13 protein-coding genes are annotated in these 20,041 nt (G+C 49.0%); 5 read left to right on the forward strand and 8 right to left on the reverse strand.

Annotated elements, in window-relative coordinates; genetic code table 11:
• Window positions 1-146: 146 nt before the first annotated feature.
• On the forward strand, window positions 147-1,118 hold the full coding sequence (gene ispB, locus EST55_RS04910; protein WP_129497001.1) for an octaprenyl diphosphate synthase: 972 nt from the start codon (window positions 147-149) through the stop codon (window positions 1,116-1,118).
• Window positions 1,119-1,604: 486 nt separating this feature from the next.
• Here ispB and mdh read toward each other — a convergent pair whose 3' ends face one another.
• Window positions 1,605-2,537, reverse strand: a complete 933-nt coding sequence (gene mdh / locus EST55_RS04915; protein WP_053954590.1) for a malate dehydrogenase — start codon at window positions 2,535-2,537, stop codon at window positions 1,605-1,607.
• 185 nt (window positions 2,538-2,722) lie between these two features.
• On the opposite strand from mdh, the gene argR reads away from it, so the two are divergent.
• Complete coding sequence (gene argR, locus EST55_RS04920; RefSeq protein ID WP_088768859.1) at window positions 2,723-3,196, forward strand: transcriptional regulator ArgR; 474 nt, start codon at window positions 2,723-2,725, stop codon at window positions 3,194-3,196.
• Here the strand turns inward: argR and EST55_RS04925 are convergent.
• Window positions 3,172-4,128 carry a Dyp-type peroxidase gene (locus EST55_RS04925; protein WP_129496705.1) on the reverse strand — a complete coding sequence of 319 codons (957 nt, stop codon included), beginning with the start codon at window positions 4,126-4,128 and terminating at the stop codon, window positions 3,172-3,174. The genes argR and EST55_RS04925 overlap by 25 nt on opposite strands.
• A 116-nt stretch (window positions 4,129-4,244) precedes the next feature.
• Here EST55_RS04925 and EST55_RS04930 point away from each other — a divergent pair, with 116 nt between their 5' ends.
• Both EST55_RS04930 and EST55_RS04935 read left to right on the forward strand, forming a co-directional pair.
• The gene (locus EST55_RS04930) at window positions 4,245-5,987 is read left to right on the forward strand and encodes a DUF885 domain-containing protein (protein WP_129496706.1); all 1,743 of its coding nucleotides are present in this window, start codon (window positions 4,245-4,247) and stop codon (window positions 5,985-5,987) included.
• A 389-nt stretch (window positions 5,988-6,376) separates the two neighbouring features.
• Window positions 6,377-6,943, forward strand: coding sequence for a DUF4377 domain-containing protein (locus EST55_RS04935; RefSeq protein ID WP_164976527.1), 567 nt, complete (start codon window positions 6,377-6,379; stop codon window positions 6,941-6,943).
• Between the two features lie 235 nt (window positions 6,944-7,178).
• On the opposite strand, the gene acnB is transcribed toward EST55_RS04935, so the two are convergent.
• From acnB to EST55_RS04950, 3 genes are all read right to left on the reverse strand, one after another.
• Window positions 7,179-9,767 carry a bifunctional aconitate hydratase 2/2-methylisocitrate dehydratase gene (gene acnB, locus EST55_RS04940; protein ID WP_129496708.1) on the reverse strand — a complete coding sequence of 863 codons (2,589 nt, stop codon included), beginning with the start codon at window positions 9,765-9,767 and terminating at the stop codon, window positions 7,179-7,181.
• 151 nt (window positions 9,768-9,918) lie between these two features.
• Window positions 9,919-12,969 (reverse strand): efflux RND transporter permease subunit, encoded by a 3,051-nt coding sequence (locus EST55_RS04945; RefSeq protein ID WP_129497002.1) that lies wholly within the window; start codon window positions 12,967-12,969, stop codon window positions 9,919-9,921.
• Window positions 12,969-14,042 (reverse strand): efflux RND transporter periplasmic adaptor subunit, encoded by a 1,074-nt coding sequence (locus EST55_RS04950; protein ID WP_129496709.1) that lies wholly within the window; start codon window positions 14,040-14,042, stop codon window positions 12,969-12,971. Before EST55_RS04950 ends, EST55_RS04945 begins: the two co-directional genes overlap by 1 nt.
• Window positions 14,043-14,144: 102 nt before the next feature.
• On the opposite strand from EST55_RS04950, the gene EST55_RS04955 reads away from it, so the two are divergent.
• Window positions 14,145-15,023, forward strand: coding sequence for a LysR family transcriptional regulator (locus EST55_RS04955; protein ID WP_129496710.1), 879 nt, complete (start codon window positions 14,145-14,147; stop codon window positions 15,021-15,023).
• 189 nt (window positions 15,024-15,212) lie between these two features.
• Here EST55_RS04955 and EST55_RS04960 read toward each other — a convergent pair whose 3' ends face one another.
• The 3 genes from EST55_RS04960 to EST55_RS04970 are packed head-to-tail and all read right to left on the reverse strand — an operon-like array spanning window position 15,213 to window position 20,020.
• Window positions 15,213-18,311, reverse strand: a complete 3,099-nt coding sequence (locus EST55_RS04960; protein ID WP_129496711.1) for a CusA/CzcA family heavy metal efflux RND transporter — start codon at window positions 18,309-18,311, stop codon at window positions 15,213-15,215.
• On the reverse strand, window positions 18,311-19,630 hold the full coding sequence (locus tag EST55_RS04965; protein ID WP_129496712.1) for an efflux RND transporter periplasmic adaptor subunit: 1,320 nt from the start codon (window positions 19,628-19,630) through the stop codon (window positions 18,311-18,313). The genes EST55_RS04960 and EST55_RS04965 overlap by 1 nt, the downstream gene beginning before the upstream one ends.
• Window positions 19,631-19,687: 57 nt before the next feature.
• Window positions 19,688-20,020, reverse strand: coding sequence for a hypothetical protein (locus EST55_RS04970; RefSeq protein WP_129496713.1), 333 nt, complete (start codon window positions 20,018-20,020; stop codon window positions 19,688-19,690).
• Window positions 20,021-20,041: the final 21 nt, after the last annotated feature.

The raw sequence follows: 20,041 nt of genomic DNA on the forward strand, positions 1-20,041 counted from the left end.
GTATCCAAATTCAAATCAGGGCGCGAATTGTACGTAATCCCGCCAACGATCGCAAGTCCTAATTTGCCGCCTTTAGAGTTTCCGAGCTCGTCGAATTAGTGTACCATCTGGTTTCCGTTAAATTTTGTAAATTTCAGATATCTATGATGGATATGCAGTCCATTAACGCATTAGCCAAAGACGACATGTTAGGTGTTAATGCGCTTATTGGTGAACAACTAAAATCCGACGTTGCCTTAATTAACCAACTGGGTATTTATATCGTCAATAGCGGCGGTAAGCGCCTGCGCCCTTTGCTGACCGTATTAACCGCCCGTGCACTGGACTATGACGGCAACGATCACCAAAAACTCGCCACCATTATAGAATTTATTCATACTGCAACACTCCTGCATGACGATGTCGTCGATGAGTCTGATTTACGCCGCGGACGCAAAACTGCAAACGCTGTATTCGGTAACGAAGCCGCCGTACTAGTGGGTGACTTTCTCTATACCCGCGCCTTCCAGCTAATGGTCGACTTAGACTCTCTGCGTATATTGCGTATTTTAGCGGACGCCACCAACATTATTTCCGAAGGCGAAGTCTTACAGTTAATGAACTGCAACGATCCCGACACCTCAGAAGCAAGCTACTTCGACGTTATTTACGGCAAAACAGCCAAGCTGTTTGAAGCTGCAACAGAGCTGGCGGGCGTACTGACGGGTCAGAATGAAAAGCTCACCGCTCAATTAGCGGACTACGGTCGCTATTTAGGCACGGCTTTCCAACTGGTCGATGACCTATTAGATTACACTGCCGATAGTGATTCAATGGGCAAAAATGCCGGCGATGACTTAGCCGAAGGTAAACCAACGCTGCCGTTGCTATACGCCATGTGGCACGGCAACGAAACCGAGCAAAAGCTGATTCGTGAAGCGATTGAGCAAGGTGACGGACGTGAGCACTTACAAACCGTACTAACCGCTATGGAGCGAACGGGTGCTTTACAGTACACCCGTGACAAAGCATTAAAAGCCGCCGAACAAGCGCGCGAATCCCTAAGCGAACTCCCCGACTCCGACTATAAACAAGCTTTACTCGCTCTAACCCATCTGGCAGTCGACCGAGTGGCGTAAGAAATGCTTTGGGGGGATCGGGTTCTGTTTCGGACGACGCCCGTGAATACATCCCTGTAGGGCTTGGGAGAGGGCAGATTGCTCACTTGTTTCGCTTGAGCATTGATAGCTTTTGTAGCGGAGACGCTACGAGCTCATCCACGAGGGCTTGACGAAGGCCATCCCTGGCCTTCGACACTCTGCGACAAAAGCTATCAACACTCATAACGCTCACAAATAAGCAACCTGCCCCCTTTTAGCCATTTCTGTAGCCTGATGCTATTGCATCAGGCTACATACCTTTCAGTAAGTAGCGCGGAAATATTGGGGTGGGTCAGTCTTGGCGAAAAGTCATTGCAGGGTTATCTGGAGAAAGTGTGCAGCGCCAAGGATGGCGCTGCCCAAGCCATACAGGGACGTACTTGCAGGCGTCTTTCGGAAGATAACCTGCAATGGCCAGCCAATGCTGGCCCGCCCCAATATTTTCAAGAGCGGATAGCTGAAAGCTTAGCTGGCGAAGTCGATGCCTTTTTGGATATCGCCTTTCAGACCGTCGAGCATGTCGTCCATGCATTTTTGTTCGAAAGCGCTTAGCTTACCGTAAGACAGAATTTCTTCAGCGCCGTTTTTGCCTAAGCGTACTGGCTGCGCGAAGAACTTAGCGTTGTCGCCCGGACCTTCTACATAGGTACACTCAACAGTGTCCTGACCTTGCAGGCCTTTCAGCAATGACAGAGCAAAGCGCGCTGCAGCCTGACCCATAGACAGGGTTGCTGAACCGCCGCCGGCTTTTGCTTCGACAACTTCCGTACCTGCGTTCTGGATACGGTGAGTTAAGTCTTTGATTTCTTGCTCGGTAAACTCAACACCTTCAACCTGAGACAGCAATGGCAGAATCGTTGTACCACTGTGACCACCAATAACCGGTACGTTTACGTTTTCTGGATTCAGACCACGCAGCTCACCAACAAAGGCTTCTGAGCGGATAACGTCCAGAGTGGTGACACCGAACAGCTTACGCTTGTCGTAGCAGCCTGCTTTTTTCAGAACTTCAGCAGCAATTGGCACGGTGGTGTTTACTGGGTTGGTAATGATACCAACACAAGCGTCAGGACAGTTGTCTGCAACACCTTGTACTAAGTTTTTAACGATGCCTGCGTTCATGTTGAACAGATCAGAGCGATCCATACCTGGCTTACGTGGTACGCCAGCAGGAATTAATACGATGTCGCTGCCAACTAATGCTGACGCAAGGTCGTCTTTACCGAAGCCTGTGACTTTTACGTCGGTAGGGATATGGCTTAGATCAACCGCAACACCTGGAACTACTGGCGCAACGTCATACAAAGATAACTCTGAACCTGCTGGAAGTTGTGTTTTCAAAAGTAATGACAATGCCTGGCCGATACCACCGGCCGCACCTAATACGGCTACTTTCATCTCAGACTCCGTTTTGTTTGTCGATTAGAACTGCATAAACATGCAGAATTTGGTGCAAAACTGTACTTGAATACGCTGTTAAATACAACTGACAAGCCTTTTATAACAAAGCTCGAATAGCGTCACAGAATGCAGTAAACTGGTCGCATTATAGCATAAAATGACAGTCAGGAAGCGGCACGATAATGGTGAAAGATCAATTAATTGACGCCTTCAAAACGTTACTGCGTGAAGAGCGTTACGGCTCGCAAGGCGAAATAGTTAATGTACTGAAAGAGCAAGGCTTTGAGAGTATTAGCCAGTCAAAAGTGTCGCGTATGCTGAGTAAGTACGGCGCCGTCAGAACCCGTAACGCGAAGCAGGAAATGGTTTACTGTCTGCCGCCCGATTTAGCGGTGCCCTCTACTAAAGCACCATTAAGCCAACTTGTACTGGATATTCAGCATAATGATGTGATGGTCATTATTCGCACCAGTCCCGGCGCCGCTCAACTCATTGCTCGTTTACTCGACTCGGTTGGTAAAAAAGAAGGCGTACTGGGAACCATTGCCGGCGACGACACTATTTTTATCGCACCGGTGAAAGTACAGGATATTGACTTCACGCTGCAAAAAGTCAAAGAACTGTTTGCGAATCAGTCTGTACTGCCGTCTTCTTGAGTGCTCGGTAACTCACGGTTTTCAGATAAAAACCGTATCGACGGCACAAAGAAACTTGAATTTAACACCGCCTGAGAGTAATCCAGCACCGGATCATACTGCCCTTGTTCATCGGCGTAGTAACGAATCTTCAGCCACTCGACCACACTCTTTGGCGCATGAGAAAAATACATACCCAATAACCCTTGTTCACGTAAGTCTCCCCAGGGCATGTTCTGCCGCAACAAAGGTATTGGCTGCTCTTTCTTGTCCATCAACTTCGCTTTAGCGGCGTGGGTAACGCCATCAATCATTGCCTCCGGCAACCGTTCACCGGAGACTTTTTCCCGCCCCATGATCTGCTCTTGTTTTTCAGGGCCTAAATAATCCCATCGGCGCAGGTCATAACGAATTTTCTGGACAAACAAATAACTGCCATCAACAAAGTCGCTATCGTCGTTTGCATTAATAAGCGCGGCCTGACGTTTACGCATCCCCCTTGGGTTATCCGGCGCATCAATAAAGCCCATTAAGTCACGTCCGTCTAAATAGCGAAAAGAGCGTATCTGTTCAGCCACTTCTATGTCGTAGCCAAACCACTCCATAATGGTTCGGCCGGCGAGATAATTAGCGTCGAAGCGATCACATCGAATATGGATAATAAGATCGAATGGATGCCGCGGTGCTTCACGGTCGGAATCACTTAGTTCAGGAAAGGTCTGTAAGTGCAACGGTCGTTTATGCGGATACAGTATGTCCCAATATTCCGCCCCAATACCGACAAAGCCCGTCAGCATGGCTTCTGAAAAACGGGCGTCGAGGTCCTGGACAATAGAGGGAAACCGCGACAACTTGCGGCGTAAGCTCTCAACATCGTCACTCATGACGTGACAAAACAAGGTTAAGCCGTGCAAATTTGGCTCGGCGTATATCCCTGATTGCGCTTTATCCACCCTTTTCTCCCGTTTAACTATTATTATTGTGAGTTCACTGCATTGTTTTTTACATTAACTCATGCAAAAGGCATTATAGAATGCCTGTATTCGTTATGACACCGCAAGGAAAAATCATGCGTAATCTGATTCTTATTGGAAGTTTATTAGGGTTAACCGCCTGTGCGACAACAACGTCACAGCAACCGACCCAACAAAACGTTGCACAACAGAGCGTTGCTGAGCAATTTCATCAGTTGGCAGACAGCATCTGGGAAGGAATGAATGAATCCAGCGATACCGAGCTGACCGATATGTCTCCGGAGGCGCTTAAGGCTCGATACGAGAAACAATCAAAGTGGCTGGAGCAACTGGACGCCATTAACGTGAGTCAGTTAAGCGATGAAGATAAAATTAACCACGCGATGATTCGCTATTCGCTAAAAAACCGTGTCGACGAATACCGCTTCAATGCGCATTACATGCCGTTAACCGCTGAAGGCAGCTTCCATAGTTCACTGGCGTTTATGCCGTCATACACGTCTTTTAACTCAGTTGAAGATTATCAGAACTATATTTCAAAGTTACGCAGCATTCCGCGCTACATGGAGCAACAGACACACTGGCTAAGAAAAGCGATAGACGAAGGTTACACACAGCCAGCAGCAGCTATGGCAGGGTTTGAAGAGAGTATCTTGGCCTACATTGTTCAGGACGCCAAAGAAAGCGTTTACTTTTCGCCATTTGTACAGCAGCCCGGCTTTGTCGACGACGTTGAGTGGGAAGCATTAAAAGCTGACGCAGTAACCGCCATTGACGAGCAGGTTATGCCAGCGTACGACGACTATTTTACGTTTATGGTCACCGAATACTTACCGAACGCACGCGAAAGCGTTGGTGCCAGTGAACTGCCTAACGGTGAAGCGTTTTACCAAAACCGTATTAAGCATTACACCACACTGGATATGACCGCTGATGAGATTCATGAAATAGGCTTGCAGGAAGTCGCTCGTATTCGCGGTGAAATGCTCGAAGCCATTGAAGCAACCGGCTTTGATGGTGACTTTGACGAGTTCGTTGAGTTTCTGCGTACTGACGACCAGTTTTATCCTGAAACCGCAGAAGAATTGTTGCACTATGCGGCTTGGATTGCGAAGAAGATGGATGGACAGTTACCTAAGCTGTTCAAAACCTTACCGCGTAAACCGTATGGCATTGCTCCGGTTCCTGAAGAGATTGCGCCGAAGTACACCACCGGCCGTTACTCTGGTACCAACCGGGACGACCGCGCTGGTTTTTATTGGGTAAACACTTATGCATTAGACCGTCGTCCGTTATACCAGATGGAAGCACTGACGTTGCACGAAGCAGTCCCGGGCCACCATTTACAAAATGCCATTGCGGGAGAGTTAGAAGACTTACCTGAGTACCGTCAGCAGACTTATATTTCCGCGTTTGGTGAAGGCTGGGGACTGTATTCAGAGTACTTAGGTCTGGAAGCCGGTTTTTATCAAGACCCGTACAGCAACTTTGGTCGCCTAAGCTATGAAATGTGGCGTGCCGCACGTCTAGTGGTGGATACCGGTATGCACGCTAAAGGCTGGAGTCGTGAGCGGGCAATGGACTTTATGGCCAACAACACCGCGTTGTCGTTGCATAACGTGAAAACCGAAATTGACCGTTACATTACCTGGCCAGCTCAAGCGCTGTCGTACAAGTTGGGTGAGCTGACGATTAAGCGTTTACGCGCTGAAGCAGAGCAACAGCTGGGCAATAAGTTCGACATTCGTGAGTTCCACGACGCGGTACTGGAAAACGGCAGCGTGCCGCTGAAAGTACTCGAGCAACACATCAACGACTGGATAGCTGAGCAGAAATAGAACAGAACCCCCGCTATCAGGAAGACGCCTGCAAGTAAGTCCCTGTAAGGCTTGTCTGGCGCCATCCATGGCGCCAGACACTTCCCGATAGCAGGGGTTCTATTTGTTTATTTCTACCGTATTCAAAACCATCCTTGGCGCTGCATACCTCCACACGAAGCCCTGTAACCATTTGTCGCGCTCACGATTATTTTGATCCGTATTTAAAACAATCCATGGCCTTCGACACTCCGCCACAAAAGTACTCGGCACTGATAACGCTCATAAGTGAAAAACCTGCTCGTTGCGCTTTACGAGCTCGCGACTAGAACAACGACACGGCGGCTTATTTTATATTAACTATAAAAATGTTAATTTTAGGTTTTAAGAACGAACTAAGGACGAAGACTGTGAATTCCCGATTGTGCTTTTTAAGCCTTTCCTTTTTACTAACTGGGTGTGGCGGCAGTGACTCTGGGTTTGATGATAACTCTCGCACAGCCTTAGTAGACATACCCGATGCACCGCAGTATTGCTTTATTGATGAATCCTATCAACCTGGCCCAGTACTCTGTTTTCCTGATGTTGTCGCCGATAACGGTGAGCATGTTTATCCTCTCAGCATTGAAGGATTCAATTACGAATTTGGCACGTCTTATCAACTTCGTGTTCGGATTTATGATATCGAATCACCAGACGCCGATGCGCGCTCCGTAGGTTATGAGTTAGTCGACGTTGTTAATAAATCAACAGCGCCTGTTGGTAGCGTATATTCGTACAACAATGTCCAACTAATGAACCTTCCATTTGCTGAGCCGGAAGAAAATTTATACACCTTTGGCTTTCTCGAATTTCAGTGCGGCGAAGGTGTTGATTGTGACTATTTAGTCCAGAACGGAGAAAGTGGTGGCGCGATAAACATCGAGTTCACATTAACAAGCGATAACACGCCCGTTACGCTGACTGACTGGAATTAGCTCTGTATTACGCATCGTTAAACTGTTAAGCATCGCACCTGATGTGAACATCAGGCTACTGACTATCGGGCACAAAAAAACCGCCGAAGCGGTTTTATAGGCATTTAGCTGGGAATGGAAACAACATTATGGCCGGTATTAGGAAGTGTCTGGCGCCATGGATGGCGCCAGCCAAGCCCTACAGGGAAGTACTTGCGGGCGTCCTCGTAAAGAGTCCTTGCAACCTAAGCACTCATTAAGCCACGTTGATGGTTGGGATGATGTTTTCCTTGGCCGCTTTTTCTGCGTCTCGGAAAGCATCCATTTGGTCAAAGTTCAGGTATTTATAAACTTCGCCAGCCATCGAATTAATGTCCTGTGCGTACTCGAGATACTCTTCAGGCGTTGGCAGGCGGCCTACAATAGCACCAACAGCGGCCAGCTCTGCAGACGTCAGATAAACGTTCGCGCCGTCACCTAAGCGGTTCGGGAAGTTACGAGTCGACGTTGACAGTACAGTTGCCCCCGCTTCTACACGAGCCTGGTTACCCATACACAGTGAACAGCCCGGCATTTCAGTACGTACGCCGTTACGCGAATAGATATCGTAATAACCTTCGGTTTCCAGCTGTGCTTTATCCATCTTCGTAGGTGGTGCAATCCACAAACGAGTGTTCAGCGGATCAGAGTTCTTCTCTAACAGTTTACCTGCCGCACGGAAGTGGCCAATGTTAGTCATGCACGAACCAATGAACACTTCGTCCACTTTGTCGCCCGCAACTTCGCTTAAGAACTTAGCGTCGTCAGGGTCGTTAGGGCAACAAACGATTGGCTCTTTAATTTCGTCCAAATCGATTTCGATAACTTCTGCGTATTCTGCATCTTTATCCGCACGCGTCAGTGATGGGTTTTCAAGCCATTCTTCCATCTTACGAGCACGACGCTCAAGCGTACGCGCATCACCGTAGCCTTCGTTGATCATCCAACGCAGCATAGTGATATTAGAGCGCAAGTATTCGCTGACTGAATCTTCTGACAGGTTGATGGTACAACCCGCTGCAGAACGCTCTGCTGATGCGTCTGACAGTTCGAACGCTTGCTCTACGGTCAGGTGCTCAAGACCTTCGATTTCCAGAATGCGACCAGAGAACGCGTTTTTCTTGCCACGTTTCTCTACAGTCAACAGGCCGTCTTTGATGGCAAACGCAGGAATTGCGTGAACCAGGTCACGTAGGGTAATACCCGGTTGCATTTTACCTTTAAAACGCACCAGTACTGACTCTGGCATATCCAGCGGCATAACACCGGTCGCGGCGGCAAAAGCAACCAAACCAGAACCTGCCGGGAACGAAATACCCAGCGGGAAACGTGTATGCGAGTCACCACCAGTACCAACGGTATCCGGCAACAACATACGGTTCAGCCAGCTGTGAATAATACCGTCGTTCGGGCGCAACGAAACGCCGCCACGGTTCATGATGAAGTCTGGCAGTGTATGCTGAGTTTCAACATCGACTGGCTTCGGATAGGCTGAGGTATGGCAGAAAGACTGCATAACCAGGTCAGCGTTAAAGCCAAGACAAGCCAGGTCTTTCAGTTCGTCACGGGTCATTGGACCGGTGGTGTCCTGCGAACCCACGGTGGTCATTTTCGGCTCAACGTAAGTGCCAGGACGAACGCCTTCCATACCACAGGCTTTACCAACCAGTTTTTGTGCCAGGCTGTAACCTTTGTCACTAGATGCTGGCTGCTCAGGTGTCAGGAATAAGTCGCTGTGACCCAAACCCAGTGATTCGCGCGCTTTAGCCGTTAAGCCACGACCGATGATCAGGTTGATACGGCCACCGGCACGGACTTCATCAAGAATAACGCGTGACGCATAATCGTACTCAGCGATAACGTCGCCCGCTTCGTTTTCAATTTTGCCTTCGTATGGGTAAATGGTAATAACATCACCCATATTCATTTTTTCGACGTCGGCTTCAAATACCAACGCACCTGCGTCTTTCATGGTGTTGAAGAAGATAGGCGCGACTTTGCCGCCAATACAGATACCGCCCGCACGTTTGTTCGGCGTACCCGGCATGTCTTCACCGATGTTCCAAAGAACCGAGTTGGTAGCTGACTTACGTGAAGAACCGGTACCTACTACGTCACCGACGAAAGCAACCGGATGACCTTTTTCTTTCAGCTCTTCAATCTGCTTGCCTGCATCAGTAATGCCTTCGCGCGGCATTTTGTACATGGCTTTAGCGTGCAGCGGGATATCAGGACGTGACCACGCATCTGGCGCTGGAGACAAGTCGTCAGTATTGGTTTCGCCAGTCACTTTAAAGACGGTCGCTTTTATTTGGTCAGCCATTTTGTCACGGCTGGTGAACCACTCACCTTCAGCCCATGACTCAACCACTTCTTTGGCCAGTTCGTTGCCGGCTTTCATTTTTTCTTCAACGTCATGGAAAGCGTCGAACATCAAAATGGTGTGTTTTAATTCTTCGGCAGCTAAACGACCCAGTTCAGCGTCGTCTAACAAAGCAACCAAGGTTTCGATGTTGTAACCACCGTGCATATTGCCCAGCAATTTCACAGCGTCTTGCTTACTGATAACCGAGCTTTCAACATCGCCTTTCACCAAAGCGCTTAAAAAGCCTGCTTTAACATAAGCGGCTTCATCAACACCTGGCGGTACACGCTCAGACAATAACTCGACTAAGAAGTCTTCTTCACCTGCGGGTGGATTCTTCAGTAGTTCAACAAGATCGGCCACTTGTTCGGCGTTTAATGGCTTCGGAGGGATGCCCTCTGCGGCACGCTCTTCCACGTGCTGACGATATTCTTTAAGCACTCGTATTACCTCTCATTTGCTTGCATGAATTCAAGACGGTTCACTAGTGCGGCGCATTATACGGATTTTACGCTGAAATTCCCATGCGAGAGGACTATAAATCAGATAATTCAGGGTATAAACAAGGTGAATGGATGCCATGGTTGCGCCCTCATTGAGGGCGCTCCACTTTTTGAACAATCGCGTACATAACAGGCACGACGAACAGCGTCAGTACTGTCGCAAACCCGAGACCAAACATAATGACCGTCGCCATGCTAGCAAAGAAGTCATCAAACAGAAGTGGCAACATGCCCAGTATGGTGGTTGCCGCCGCCATGCCCACCGGCCTTACACGACTCACAGCGGCCTCGACTAGCGCATCAACTCGCGATTTACCGGTTTCGAGCTCGACGTTGACCTGTTCCAGTAGCACCACGCCATTTTTAATCAGCATGCCTGACAAACTTAAAAAGCCTAACAGCGCCATAAATCCAAAGGGCTTATTCAGCAGCAATAGACCAACCGTCACACCAATTATCGACAGTGGTACTGTGGTCCATAGAACAGCGGCGTGTCGAATGCTGTTAAACAGCAGCACGGTAATAATAAACATGACCAGAAAGCCTAACGGTAACGCACCGAACAATGCTTTTTGTGCTTTGCTTGACGCTTCGTGCTCCCCTCCCCAACTCAACTCGTAACCCAAAGGCAGTTCAATCGCTTCTATTTTGGGGCGAACTCGTTCGAACACCTGAGCTGCGGTTTCATTACTCAAAATATCGTGATCAGCCATCACCGTCAGTGTCCGTTTACGGTCACGTCTCAGTATGAGCGGATCTTCCCATGTGGTTTCAATACTTCTCACCACTTGCGCCAGCGGTATAAAACGATCCAACACGGGGCTGTAAATTTGCAGCTCCTGCCAGTTGTTCAAGTCGACACGTTCGGCCGCCGGTGCTCGCTTTACAATTGGCAGCAGATCGGTTCCGTCGCGATAAATGCCAATTTGCTGGCCAACGAAGTTACCGAGCAATACGTTGTTCACATCCTCTTTAGTGACACCTGCTCGTCTTCCAGCCGCTTCGTCATACTGAGGCTGTAATAACTTGGTTCGCTGCCGCCAATCAGAGCGAATATTGACCGCACCTGCATCGTCCCTCATTACCGCTTGTGCTTTCTCGCTCAACTGACGTAACACCTGAATGTCCGGTCCTGAAAAACGTGCCTCAATTTTGGCTGGCGTTGCCGGACCTATCTCGACCCGAATTAATTTGTCTTCAACGTCCGGGTGAGCGTTTTTAATGCGTTGCCGAATATCCGCCATGAGCGCTGACATAGACTCCTTGTCTTTCACGCGAATCAGCAATTGCGCATAGCTTTCGTAGCTTTTTTCAACCAAATAAGTCAGCGTAAAACGCGGAGCCCCCTGACCGACGGTCGTTGCCACGGAAACCACCTCTTGCTTATCCAGCAAATAGTCTTCCAGGCGTTTCGAGTCCTGCTCGGTGTGGCGAATGTCAGTCCCTTGTGGATACCATAAGTCCACATAAAACAGTGGCGTTGTGGAAGGTGGGAAAAAGGCTTGTTTTACCTGCCCGAAACCCACCACCGCCAGTACCAGCATAATGACCATTGCCGACATGCTGGCTGCCCGGTGCGTTAAACAAAAACGCAACGCACTTCGATACTTTACATAGAGTGGGTGCTTAAAGGCATCCTCGTTCTCATCGCCAATGTCCTTTTCAGAATAGAGTCGGTCGGCTAAGAACGGAATCAGCGTTAATGCCGTTACCCAACTTAGCAATAAAGAAATAAACAAGACCCAGAACAAGCTGCCCGCGAACTCACCAGTGGCGTCTGAAGAAAGGCCGATTGGTGCAAAGGCGATAATACCAATAATGGTAGCCCCTAACAGCGGCCATTGGTTTTGCTTAACCACCTGCGTAGCGGCTTGAAGTTTGCTCTGCCCCCGACGCATGCCCACCATAATACCGTCAGCAATCACAATGGCATTATCGACCAGCATACCTAAGGCGATAATCAGTGCGCCTAACGACACCCGCTGCAGGTTAATATCACCAAGCCGCATGAAAATGAACGTGCCGAGTACCGTCAGCAGCAACACCGAACCAATCAGCAAACCACTTCTAAAGCCCATGGACAGTAGCAGCGCCACAACCACAATCGCTACCGCCTCGACTAAATTCAGCAAAAAGTTATTAACGGAGTTTTCAACTTCGTGGGGTTGATCATAAATGCGCTCAACGTTCATGCCAATTGGCTGAGCGTAGGAAAGCTCGTCCAAACGCTGTTCAAGTCGCTCTCCAACTTCCACAACGTTCACATCATCGGCGAAAGACAGTGCTAGCCAGAGTGACGGCTTTCCGTTATAACGCACCACGTGATCAGGGATATCCTTCGTTTCGCGATAGATGTCAGCAACGTCGCGCAAATAAATACGTTCTCTGGCGCCTGGGTTACTAATCACCAGTTTTTCCATGTCTTCGACGGAAGAAAATTCACCGTTAGTGGCAATACGCATGGACTCTTCATTAATCGTCACACGGCCTGCATTTGCCACGGCGTTTTGTGTTTGCAGTAAATTGGCGACTTGCTTAGGTGGGATACCGAAATTTCCCAGCTGGGCCCGGGAAACTTCGACAATCACCTGCTCCTGGCGCTCGCCTGACAGCATAACTTTGCCGACACCGTCAACTAAGACCAGCTCACGCCGGAGAAAGTCCGCATAATGCTCAATGTCTTTGTACGAGTAGTCAGGTCCTGTAATCGCCAACATGACACCATACACGTCGGAGAAGTCGTCACGGACAATAGGCTCGCCGGTGCCCGGCGGTAAGCGTCGTTTCGTATCATTGACCTTGCGCCGAAGTTCATCCCAAATTTGTTCGAGATCATCCGCCCGGTAAATGCTTTTCATCTCCACTGTAATTTGCGACAGCCCCGGCTTCGATATGGAGCGAATATTGTCTACGTAGCTGAGTTCCTGGATCGCATTTTCAAGGCGATAAGTCACTTCTTCTTCCACTTGTCGAGCCGAAGCGCCGGAATACGGCGTTATAACCATTGCTTGCTTTATCGTAAATTCAGGGTCTTCCAGGCGACCCAGCTGAGTTAAAGCGACTATTCCCCCGACCAACAACAACAGCAGAAACATCCAGCTGGTGGTTTTTCGGGTCATGCTATAGCGTGCAATATCCATTACAGCCCCCGTTCGCGTTGCCATTCACGAACTTCTTGACCTTCCCGAAGCTGATGAACACCGGCAACCACTATGGTTTCACCTTCTTCTAAGCCACTGACGATAGTCAGTCCGTCATTAGTCGCGGTACCAACTACTACCTTGCGCTTTTCAACGGTCATGTCATCGCCCACCACCCAAACATACGAGGGGGGCTGTTCGGTACTGCTGCCATTGGTAAATACGGCTTTTGTTGGTACCAGAATGCCGGTGATTGTCGAGCGCAGCACTTGCGACATATCAACAATGACGGTCGCTGTCATACCCGGAAGAACGTTCAGGTTGTCGGGTTTCGGTAAAGTGAACACGACTTCATACGTATTGGTTGCTGGACCCGCTTGCGAATCCCACTCTTTAAGGTGCGCCCGGAATTGAAATTCTGGCGCAGCATCAAAACGAATCATTGGTTCATAGTCAGTCTGCTTCTTAACTCTCGCAAAAAGCTGCTCCGGCACTTGAATACTCACATCCACCGCGTTATTAATTTGCAAGGTAACAATGGGCTGTTTCGGTTGGATATTTTCATAAGCTTCTACAGCCAGGCTTGCAATAACTCCGTCAAAAGGCGCTCTCAGCTCCGTATACTCCAAATTTGCTTTAGCCGTTTCATAGTTCGATTTCGCCACCGCTCGCTGCGACTCAATTTGGTCAAATTGGGCTTCTGACATCACACCTTCGCTTACCAACACTTTGTTTCTTTGGTATTGAGACTGAGCTAACTCGTATTGCGCTTTTGCTTGGTCGACAGCCAGTTGATAGTCGGTCGGATCCAGCCTTGCAATGAGTTCACCCTGCTTAACCTCCGCCCCAGGTCTTACCGGGAGTTCGGTAATTTCACCGGCAACACGAAAAGTCAGTTGCGCCACTTTAGCGGCTTCCACCACGCCCGGGAACTCTCGAAGTTGCGCGCCACTATTTTCGCTCACCGTCAGCAATTTAACCGGGCGGGCGTCCTGTGTTTGTTCGCTTTGTGCGGGTGCTTCACCACACGCTGCAATGAGTAAGATAAGTGATGTAACGACTAACCAACGCATACCAAGTTCCTAATAAGGGAGTGTTCAATTGATAAATAGTTTACTGTACGTACAGTTACAATTATATTGAATTAAAATTAAAAACTTAATCAGTATAACTTAATGAATTTATCGCACTTAAAAATGCTGATTGCGGTTGCAGAGCTTGGCAGCCTGCAAAAATCAGCAGAGCATTTAAACCGAACGCAATCGGCCGTCAGCATGGCCTTGAAAAAGCTCGAACAAAGCGCTGGTTTTGAACTGTTTAACCGGCAAGGCTACCGACTGCAATTAACCGAACAAGGTCAACATTTTTTACGACAAGCCGAAGAGGTCGTGCGCCAGCAAGAGCGCTTGCAATCCTTGACCGAACAGCTGAAATACGGGGCCGAACCCTTGCTGACGCTTTGCTATGACCATACCTGCGACAGTAAGCTGTGGCTGCCTAGTATTGAGCATATACAACAGCATTACCCCGCCACCGAAGTTCACATTGACGGCGAGTCACAAATGCGAGCGCTCAAACGCATCGATAAAGGCTCTGCTGATTTAGCATTATGCCCATGGTTGCCGTTATTTCGTCAGTATGGCGACTTTGAAACTCTACCCGTGGCGCCTTTCGAGCTCACAGTGGCCATTGCATCTTCTTTGGTGAATGAGTTCGGGCGCATACCATCAAGTCGGCAAGATTTGCTCGAGTTGCCAATGCTAGTGCCTCAAAATTTAGAGATCGGCATTAATTTAGATGCGGTACTGCGTTTACCCAGTCAGCAGCGCATACGCGTGAATGAAGTGAACACTCAATTTGAGCTATTAAAAGCCGGCTTTGGTTGGGGGATCATTCCTCGACATATTGCCGAAAGCGCACTTGAGTCCGGTGAACTGGTTGAAATAAGCATTCCCGGTTTCATCCAACAAGTCCGTCTGGAAATTCATTTGGTTCGCTCAGCAAACCGGACATTAGGGCCAGCTGCAAACACTATTTGGAAGAAGTTTTCTTAGTTCAGAACGACGTTAATAACAACCTGCCGCTGAAGGGATGTAAGCGAGTAGCCTGATACTATTGCATCAGGTGAGATTCCCTAGCCGGCACAGGCGTATAAATCATTCAGGCATGCCAGCATCTTTCGATATCTAACCTGACGTAAATAACGTCAGGCTACAGTGAATTCGCGGCCGGTATTCCCTAAGCTACTTCCTGCCAAGATAAAACACAGCAGGAATGAGCAACATAGAGACCAATGGCGCCAAAATCATGCCGCCAACCATTGGCGCGGCAATGCGCTGCATGACCTCATTGCCAATGCCACTACCCAGCATAATCGGCAGGAGCCCAATCACTATGGTTGCTACCGTCATCGCTTTGGGACGCACTCGCAGCACCGCCCCTTCAACAATTGCGGACTCCAGCTGTTCGCGCTTTTCACCAACACCTTTCCAGGCATTATTTAAGTAAAGCAGCATCACCACACCAAATTCTGCAGCAACACCCGCAAGGGCTATCATGCCGACCACAACCGCCAGCGACAGGTTATAGTCAAGCCAGTAGAGCAACCATAAGCTCCCAGTTAACGCCAGTGGTAAAGTAGCGATAACCAACAATGCCTGGTTCATGGAGCGAAACGTCAAATACAACAGTATAAGAATCAGCGCTAATGTCAGCGGAATAATCTCTTTCAGATCGGCTTCGACTTGTTGCATGGCCTGGTACTGTCCCGTCCAGCTCCAGTTATAACCGGTTGGCATTTCCAGTTGGCTAAGTTCATCATTCACCGCTGCGATGTACTCACTCACCGTCACACCAGCGGCAGGTTCAATAAACACCCAGCTGCTTAAACGCGCATTTTCGCTTTTTAACACAGCAGGTCCTGAGCTCAGCTCAACGGTTGCCACATCCGATAAGGTTAACCAGCGCCCATCGGCCCTAATCGGCAGCTCTCGCAACTTATCAATATGGTCACGTGCATCACGCGGATAGCGCAAGTTAATCGGGAAACGCTCATTGCCCTGCACTGAGGTGGCTATCTTTGCTCCTCCAATAGCCTGAGTCAGATGCTTTTGAATATCCGCTTGCGTTAAACCAAAGCGAGCGGCCTCACGCAGTTTTGGAGTCACTTCAATGTAGCGTCCGTCCGCGGCACGTTCGGCAATAACCGATGCCGTTTCTTGTCGCTCCGCTAGACGCTTTTCAATAGTGGTTGCCAACGTTTGTATTTCACCGAACTCGGCTCCGCTCACCTTTATCGCCAACGGTGTTTTAACTCCCGTTGCCAACATTTCTATGCGAGTTCTTATGGGCATAACCCAGGCGTTTGTCAGCCCTGGAATCTGAACGGCGTCATCCAGCTCCGCAATGATGTCATCCACCGTTTTACCCTCAGGCCATTCCGACTCCGGTGTCAGAGTAATACTGGTCTCAATCATGGTTAACGGTGCCGGATCCGTCGCGGTATCTGCCCGTCCGATTTTGCCAAAGACACGTTCAACTTGCGGATGCTGTGCTATCAGTTCATCGGTTTGTTGAAGCAACTCTCCAGCTTCGTTGACGCTGATACCCGGCAAGGTTGTCGGCATATACATTAAGTCGCCCTCATACAACGGTGGCATAAGTTCATAATCAAGCTTTTGCCACGGATACCAAGCGGTTGCCGTCACAGCGACACACAAAATGATAAGCACTTTCGGCCAACGCAGCGTGAGATTTAAAAACGGCCGATAGAGCCAAATGAGTCCCCGAGTTAACGGGTTGGCATTTTCCGATGGAATTTTTCCTCTGACGAGTAGCGCAATGAGCACGGGAATGAGTGTTACCGCCAGAATAGAGGCCGCGCCCATCGCCAGCGTTTTTGTATACGCTAACGGTTCAAATAACCTACCTTGCTGACCTTGCAGCGCAAAGACCGGAATAAAGCTCACGGTTATGACCAGCAAAGAGAAAAACAGAGATGGGCCTACTTCGCTGCACGCATCGGTAATGAGGCGCCAACGATGAGCACCTTTTGCTGGCTCTTTGTGCTGCTCCTGATACGCATACAAATGCTTATGCGCATTTTCTATCATAACAATAGCGGCATCGACCAGAGCACCAATAGCTATGGCAATGCCCCCCAAACTCATAATATTGGCGCTGATACCCAGCCCGTTCATTATCCAAATAGCGAGTAACACTGACAGCGGCAGACTAATAACCGCGACTAACGCTGAGCGCGCGTGCCATAAGAACAAAACACAGACAATAGCGACCAATGCCATTTCTTCAATGAGCTTCGAGGTAAGATTATCAACCGATGCCTGAATCAGCTGCGATCGATCGTAAGTAGTGACAAGCTCAACGCCTTCGGGTAAACCTTGTTTTAACTCATCGAGTTTCGCTTTGACGTTATCAATGGTCTGCAATGCATTAGCGCCGTAACGCATCACCACAATACCGCCAACCACTTCACCTTCGCCATCTAAATCAGCAACGCCCCGACGTACCTGTGGGCCTAAGCGAACATGAGCGACATCTTCCAGTAACAGTACTCCATCGTTCTCTGAACGCTTCACTAATGGCAGTTGGCGCAAGTCTTCAATAGATTGAATGTAACCAAGCCCTCTCACCATATACTCGGCTTCGGCCATTTCCACCACAGAACCACCGACTTCGGCATTGGCCTGTTGAATAGCTCGCTCAATGTCAGTCAGTGTTAATTCATACTGATGCAATTTGCTGGGCTCAACAACAACCTGGTAAGTCTCCACCATGCCGCCAACGCGGGCGACTTCGGCAACCCCCTCAACACTTTGCAACTCTTGCTGAAGGTACCAGTTTTGTAACCGTGTGAGCTCTCCTAGATTATGCTCACCACTGTTATCAACCAAGGCGTACTGGTAAATCCAACCAACACCGGTGGCGTCAGGGCCGAGGCTGGGCTGAACGTCAGCCGGCAACTGACTCTTAGCCTGATCCAAATATTCTATTACCCGGCTTCTTGCCCAGTAAGGGTCCGTTCCCTCTTCAAAAATAACGTAGACGTAAGAGTCACCAAAGAAAGAAAAACCACGTACTGATTTTGTGTCTGGTACCGACAACATGACGCTCGACAGCGGATAGGTGACTTGTTCTTCAACAACCGCAGGCGCCTGCCCCGGATAGTTCGTTTTGACAATGACCTGCACGTCAGACAAGTCAGGAATCGCATCCAGTTTGGTTTGCTGCAACGACTGCCACGCTAAATAACTTAACGCAGCGAACAACAGTAACACCAGCAATGGGTTACGCAGTGAAGCTTGTATAATCCGGGTAAGCATTAGTGACCTCCATGTTCATGAGACATGGCAGGTGCTTTCTCACCGTCTGGCTGCATCCCTCGCAGTGACGCTTCAGAATCTAAAAGGAACTGACCGTTAGTAACCACTCGCTCACCCTCAGAAAGACCGTCTGTTATCACCACTTCATCGTCAACGCGCAGGCCAGTCTTAACTTCCCTTACAGCAAACGCCTGTTCACCCACTTGTACCAGGACCCGATTATTTTTAGCCGTGGTAATTAAACTTTTAACCGGAACAACCAAGGCGTTTTTTACGGGCGACAGCTCAACATGGCCGGTTGCCCATAGTCCCTCTCGAAGGCTATCTATGGAGCTATCAATAGGCACACGAGCAGTGAGTGTTTGAGTTTGCGGGTCTACTTGCGGGTAAACGTAGTCAATTTTGTTCATCCAGTGGCCACTTACCTGATCCGAACTTAAGTGGACCATTTGACCGGTACTGAGTTGGTCAGCATAGCGCACTGGAATATCGAGCATAAACCAGAGCTGTTGGTCGTCAGTAATGGTCATTAATTCTAACCCCGGACTCACATACATGCCTTGCTGAATATTAAGTTTAGTGACATAGCCCGACTGCGGCGCATAATAGTCCACTTCGTAGGACGCTTGCCTGGTTTTTTCCAGCTCGCTAATTTGTTGCTCATTCATCCCCAGCAACAGTAAGCGTTGTTTCCCGCGACGTTTGAATTGCCGCTGACTTTCGGCGTTGCCTACTTCGTTTAGTGAGTTAAGAAGTTGAAGATAGTCGTCTTGAGCAACGACTAAATCAGGCGCATACACTCGGTAAAGTTTTTCACCCTGCTCTACCCACTGACCTTCAACATCGGCATATAATTCTTCAACCCAACCCTCGGCGCGAGAATGCACATGATACTTTGCCGACTGTTGCCAGCGTACCTGCGCCTGAGCCTTTAGCATGGGCTGCAGATCTTTACGAGTGGCTTTCGCCGTGGTGACACGTATCGCCTGTTGCTGCGCCCTGGGGACATGAAAGCTCTTTTGTGAAGACATAGCGCTCATGTCATGCCCGCTATGACCATCCTCAGCCATTTGAGGTTCCTGCTTTTTCTCGCGCTCCACCAAGTCCATACCGCATATCGGGCAAGTGCCTGGCTCGTCTTTTACGATCTGACTATGCATAGGGCACACGTATTCGGTTCCAGCATCAAAGGGGCTCTTATCACTGTCGTGCTGACTCTGATGCTGATGCTCGCTATGGTCTTGCCAAGCTGCGGCGAATGAGCTGGATGTTGGCGTACTGAAAATAAGCGCAATTAGCGCCAGTAATAAAATTCGCATGGTTTACCACCTAAAATAATGACAACAAACTTTACTAAGAAAGCGGATTTCTTTTTATTAAGCTGCGATCAATTTTGGTGGCCGAATAAGACGCTCTGTGCGCTGCCACAAGGAGAGTTCACTCATTGTGTAGCTTTGTGAAAGAGAGGTACTTTCAATGACGTTGAATACATTGGTCAAGCCAATTTGGCCAGCACAGTGTTGTTCACAATGCTGGCAAAATGAGCTTTCTTCGTCACAGTTGTTCTGTTGCATAGCCGCGTCACTTTCATCGCAGCAATCATGCCCAGACATGTCATGAGTAGAAGCGCTAACGGCATCTGACATTGGCATAGCGTGCGCCATTGGTGAGGAGAAGCTCCCCACCAACAGCACCGTTATTAATGTCAAAATTACCGTTAGCGTTTTCAT

The organism is Idiomarina sp. 29L, assembly GCF_004123135.1.
Lineage (GTDB): Bacteria > Pseudomonadota > Gammaproteobacteria > Enterobacterales > Alteromonadaceae > Idiomarina.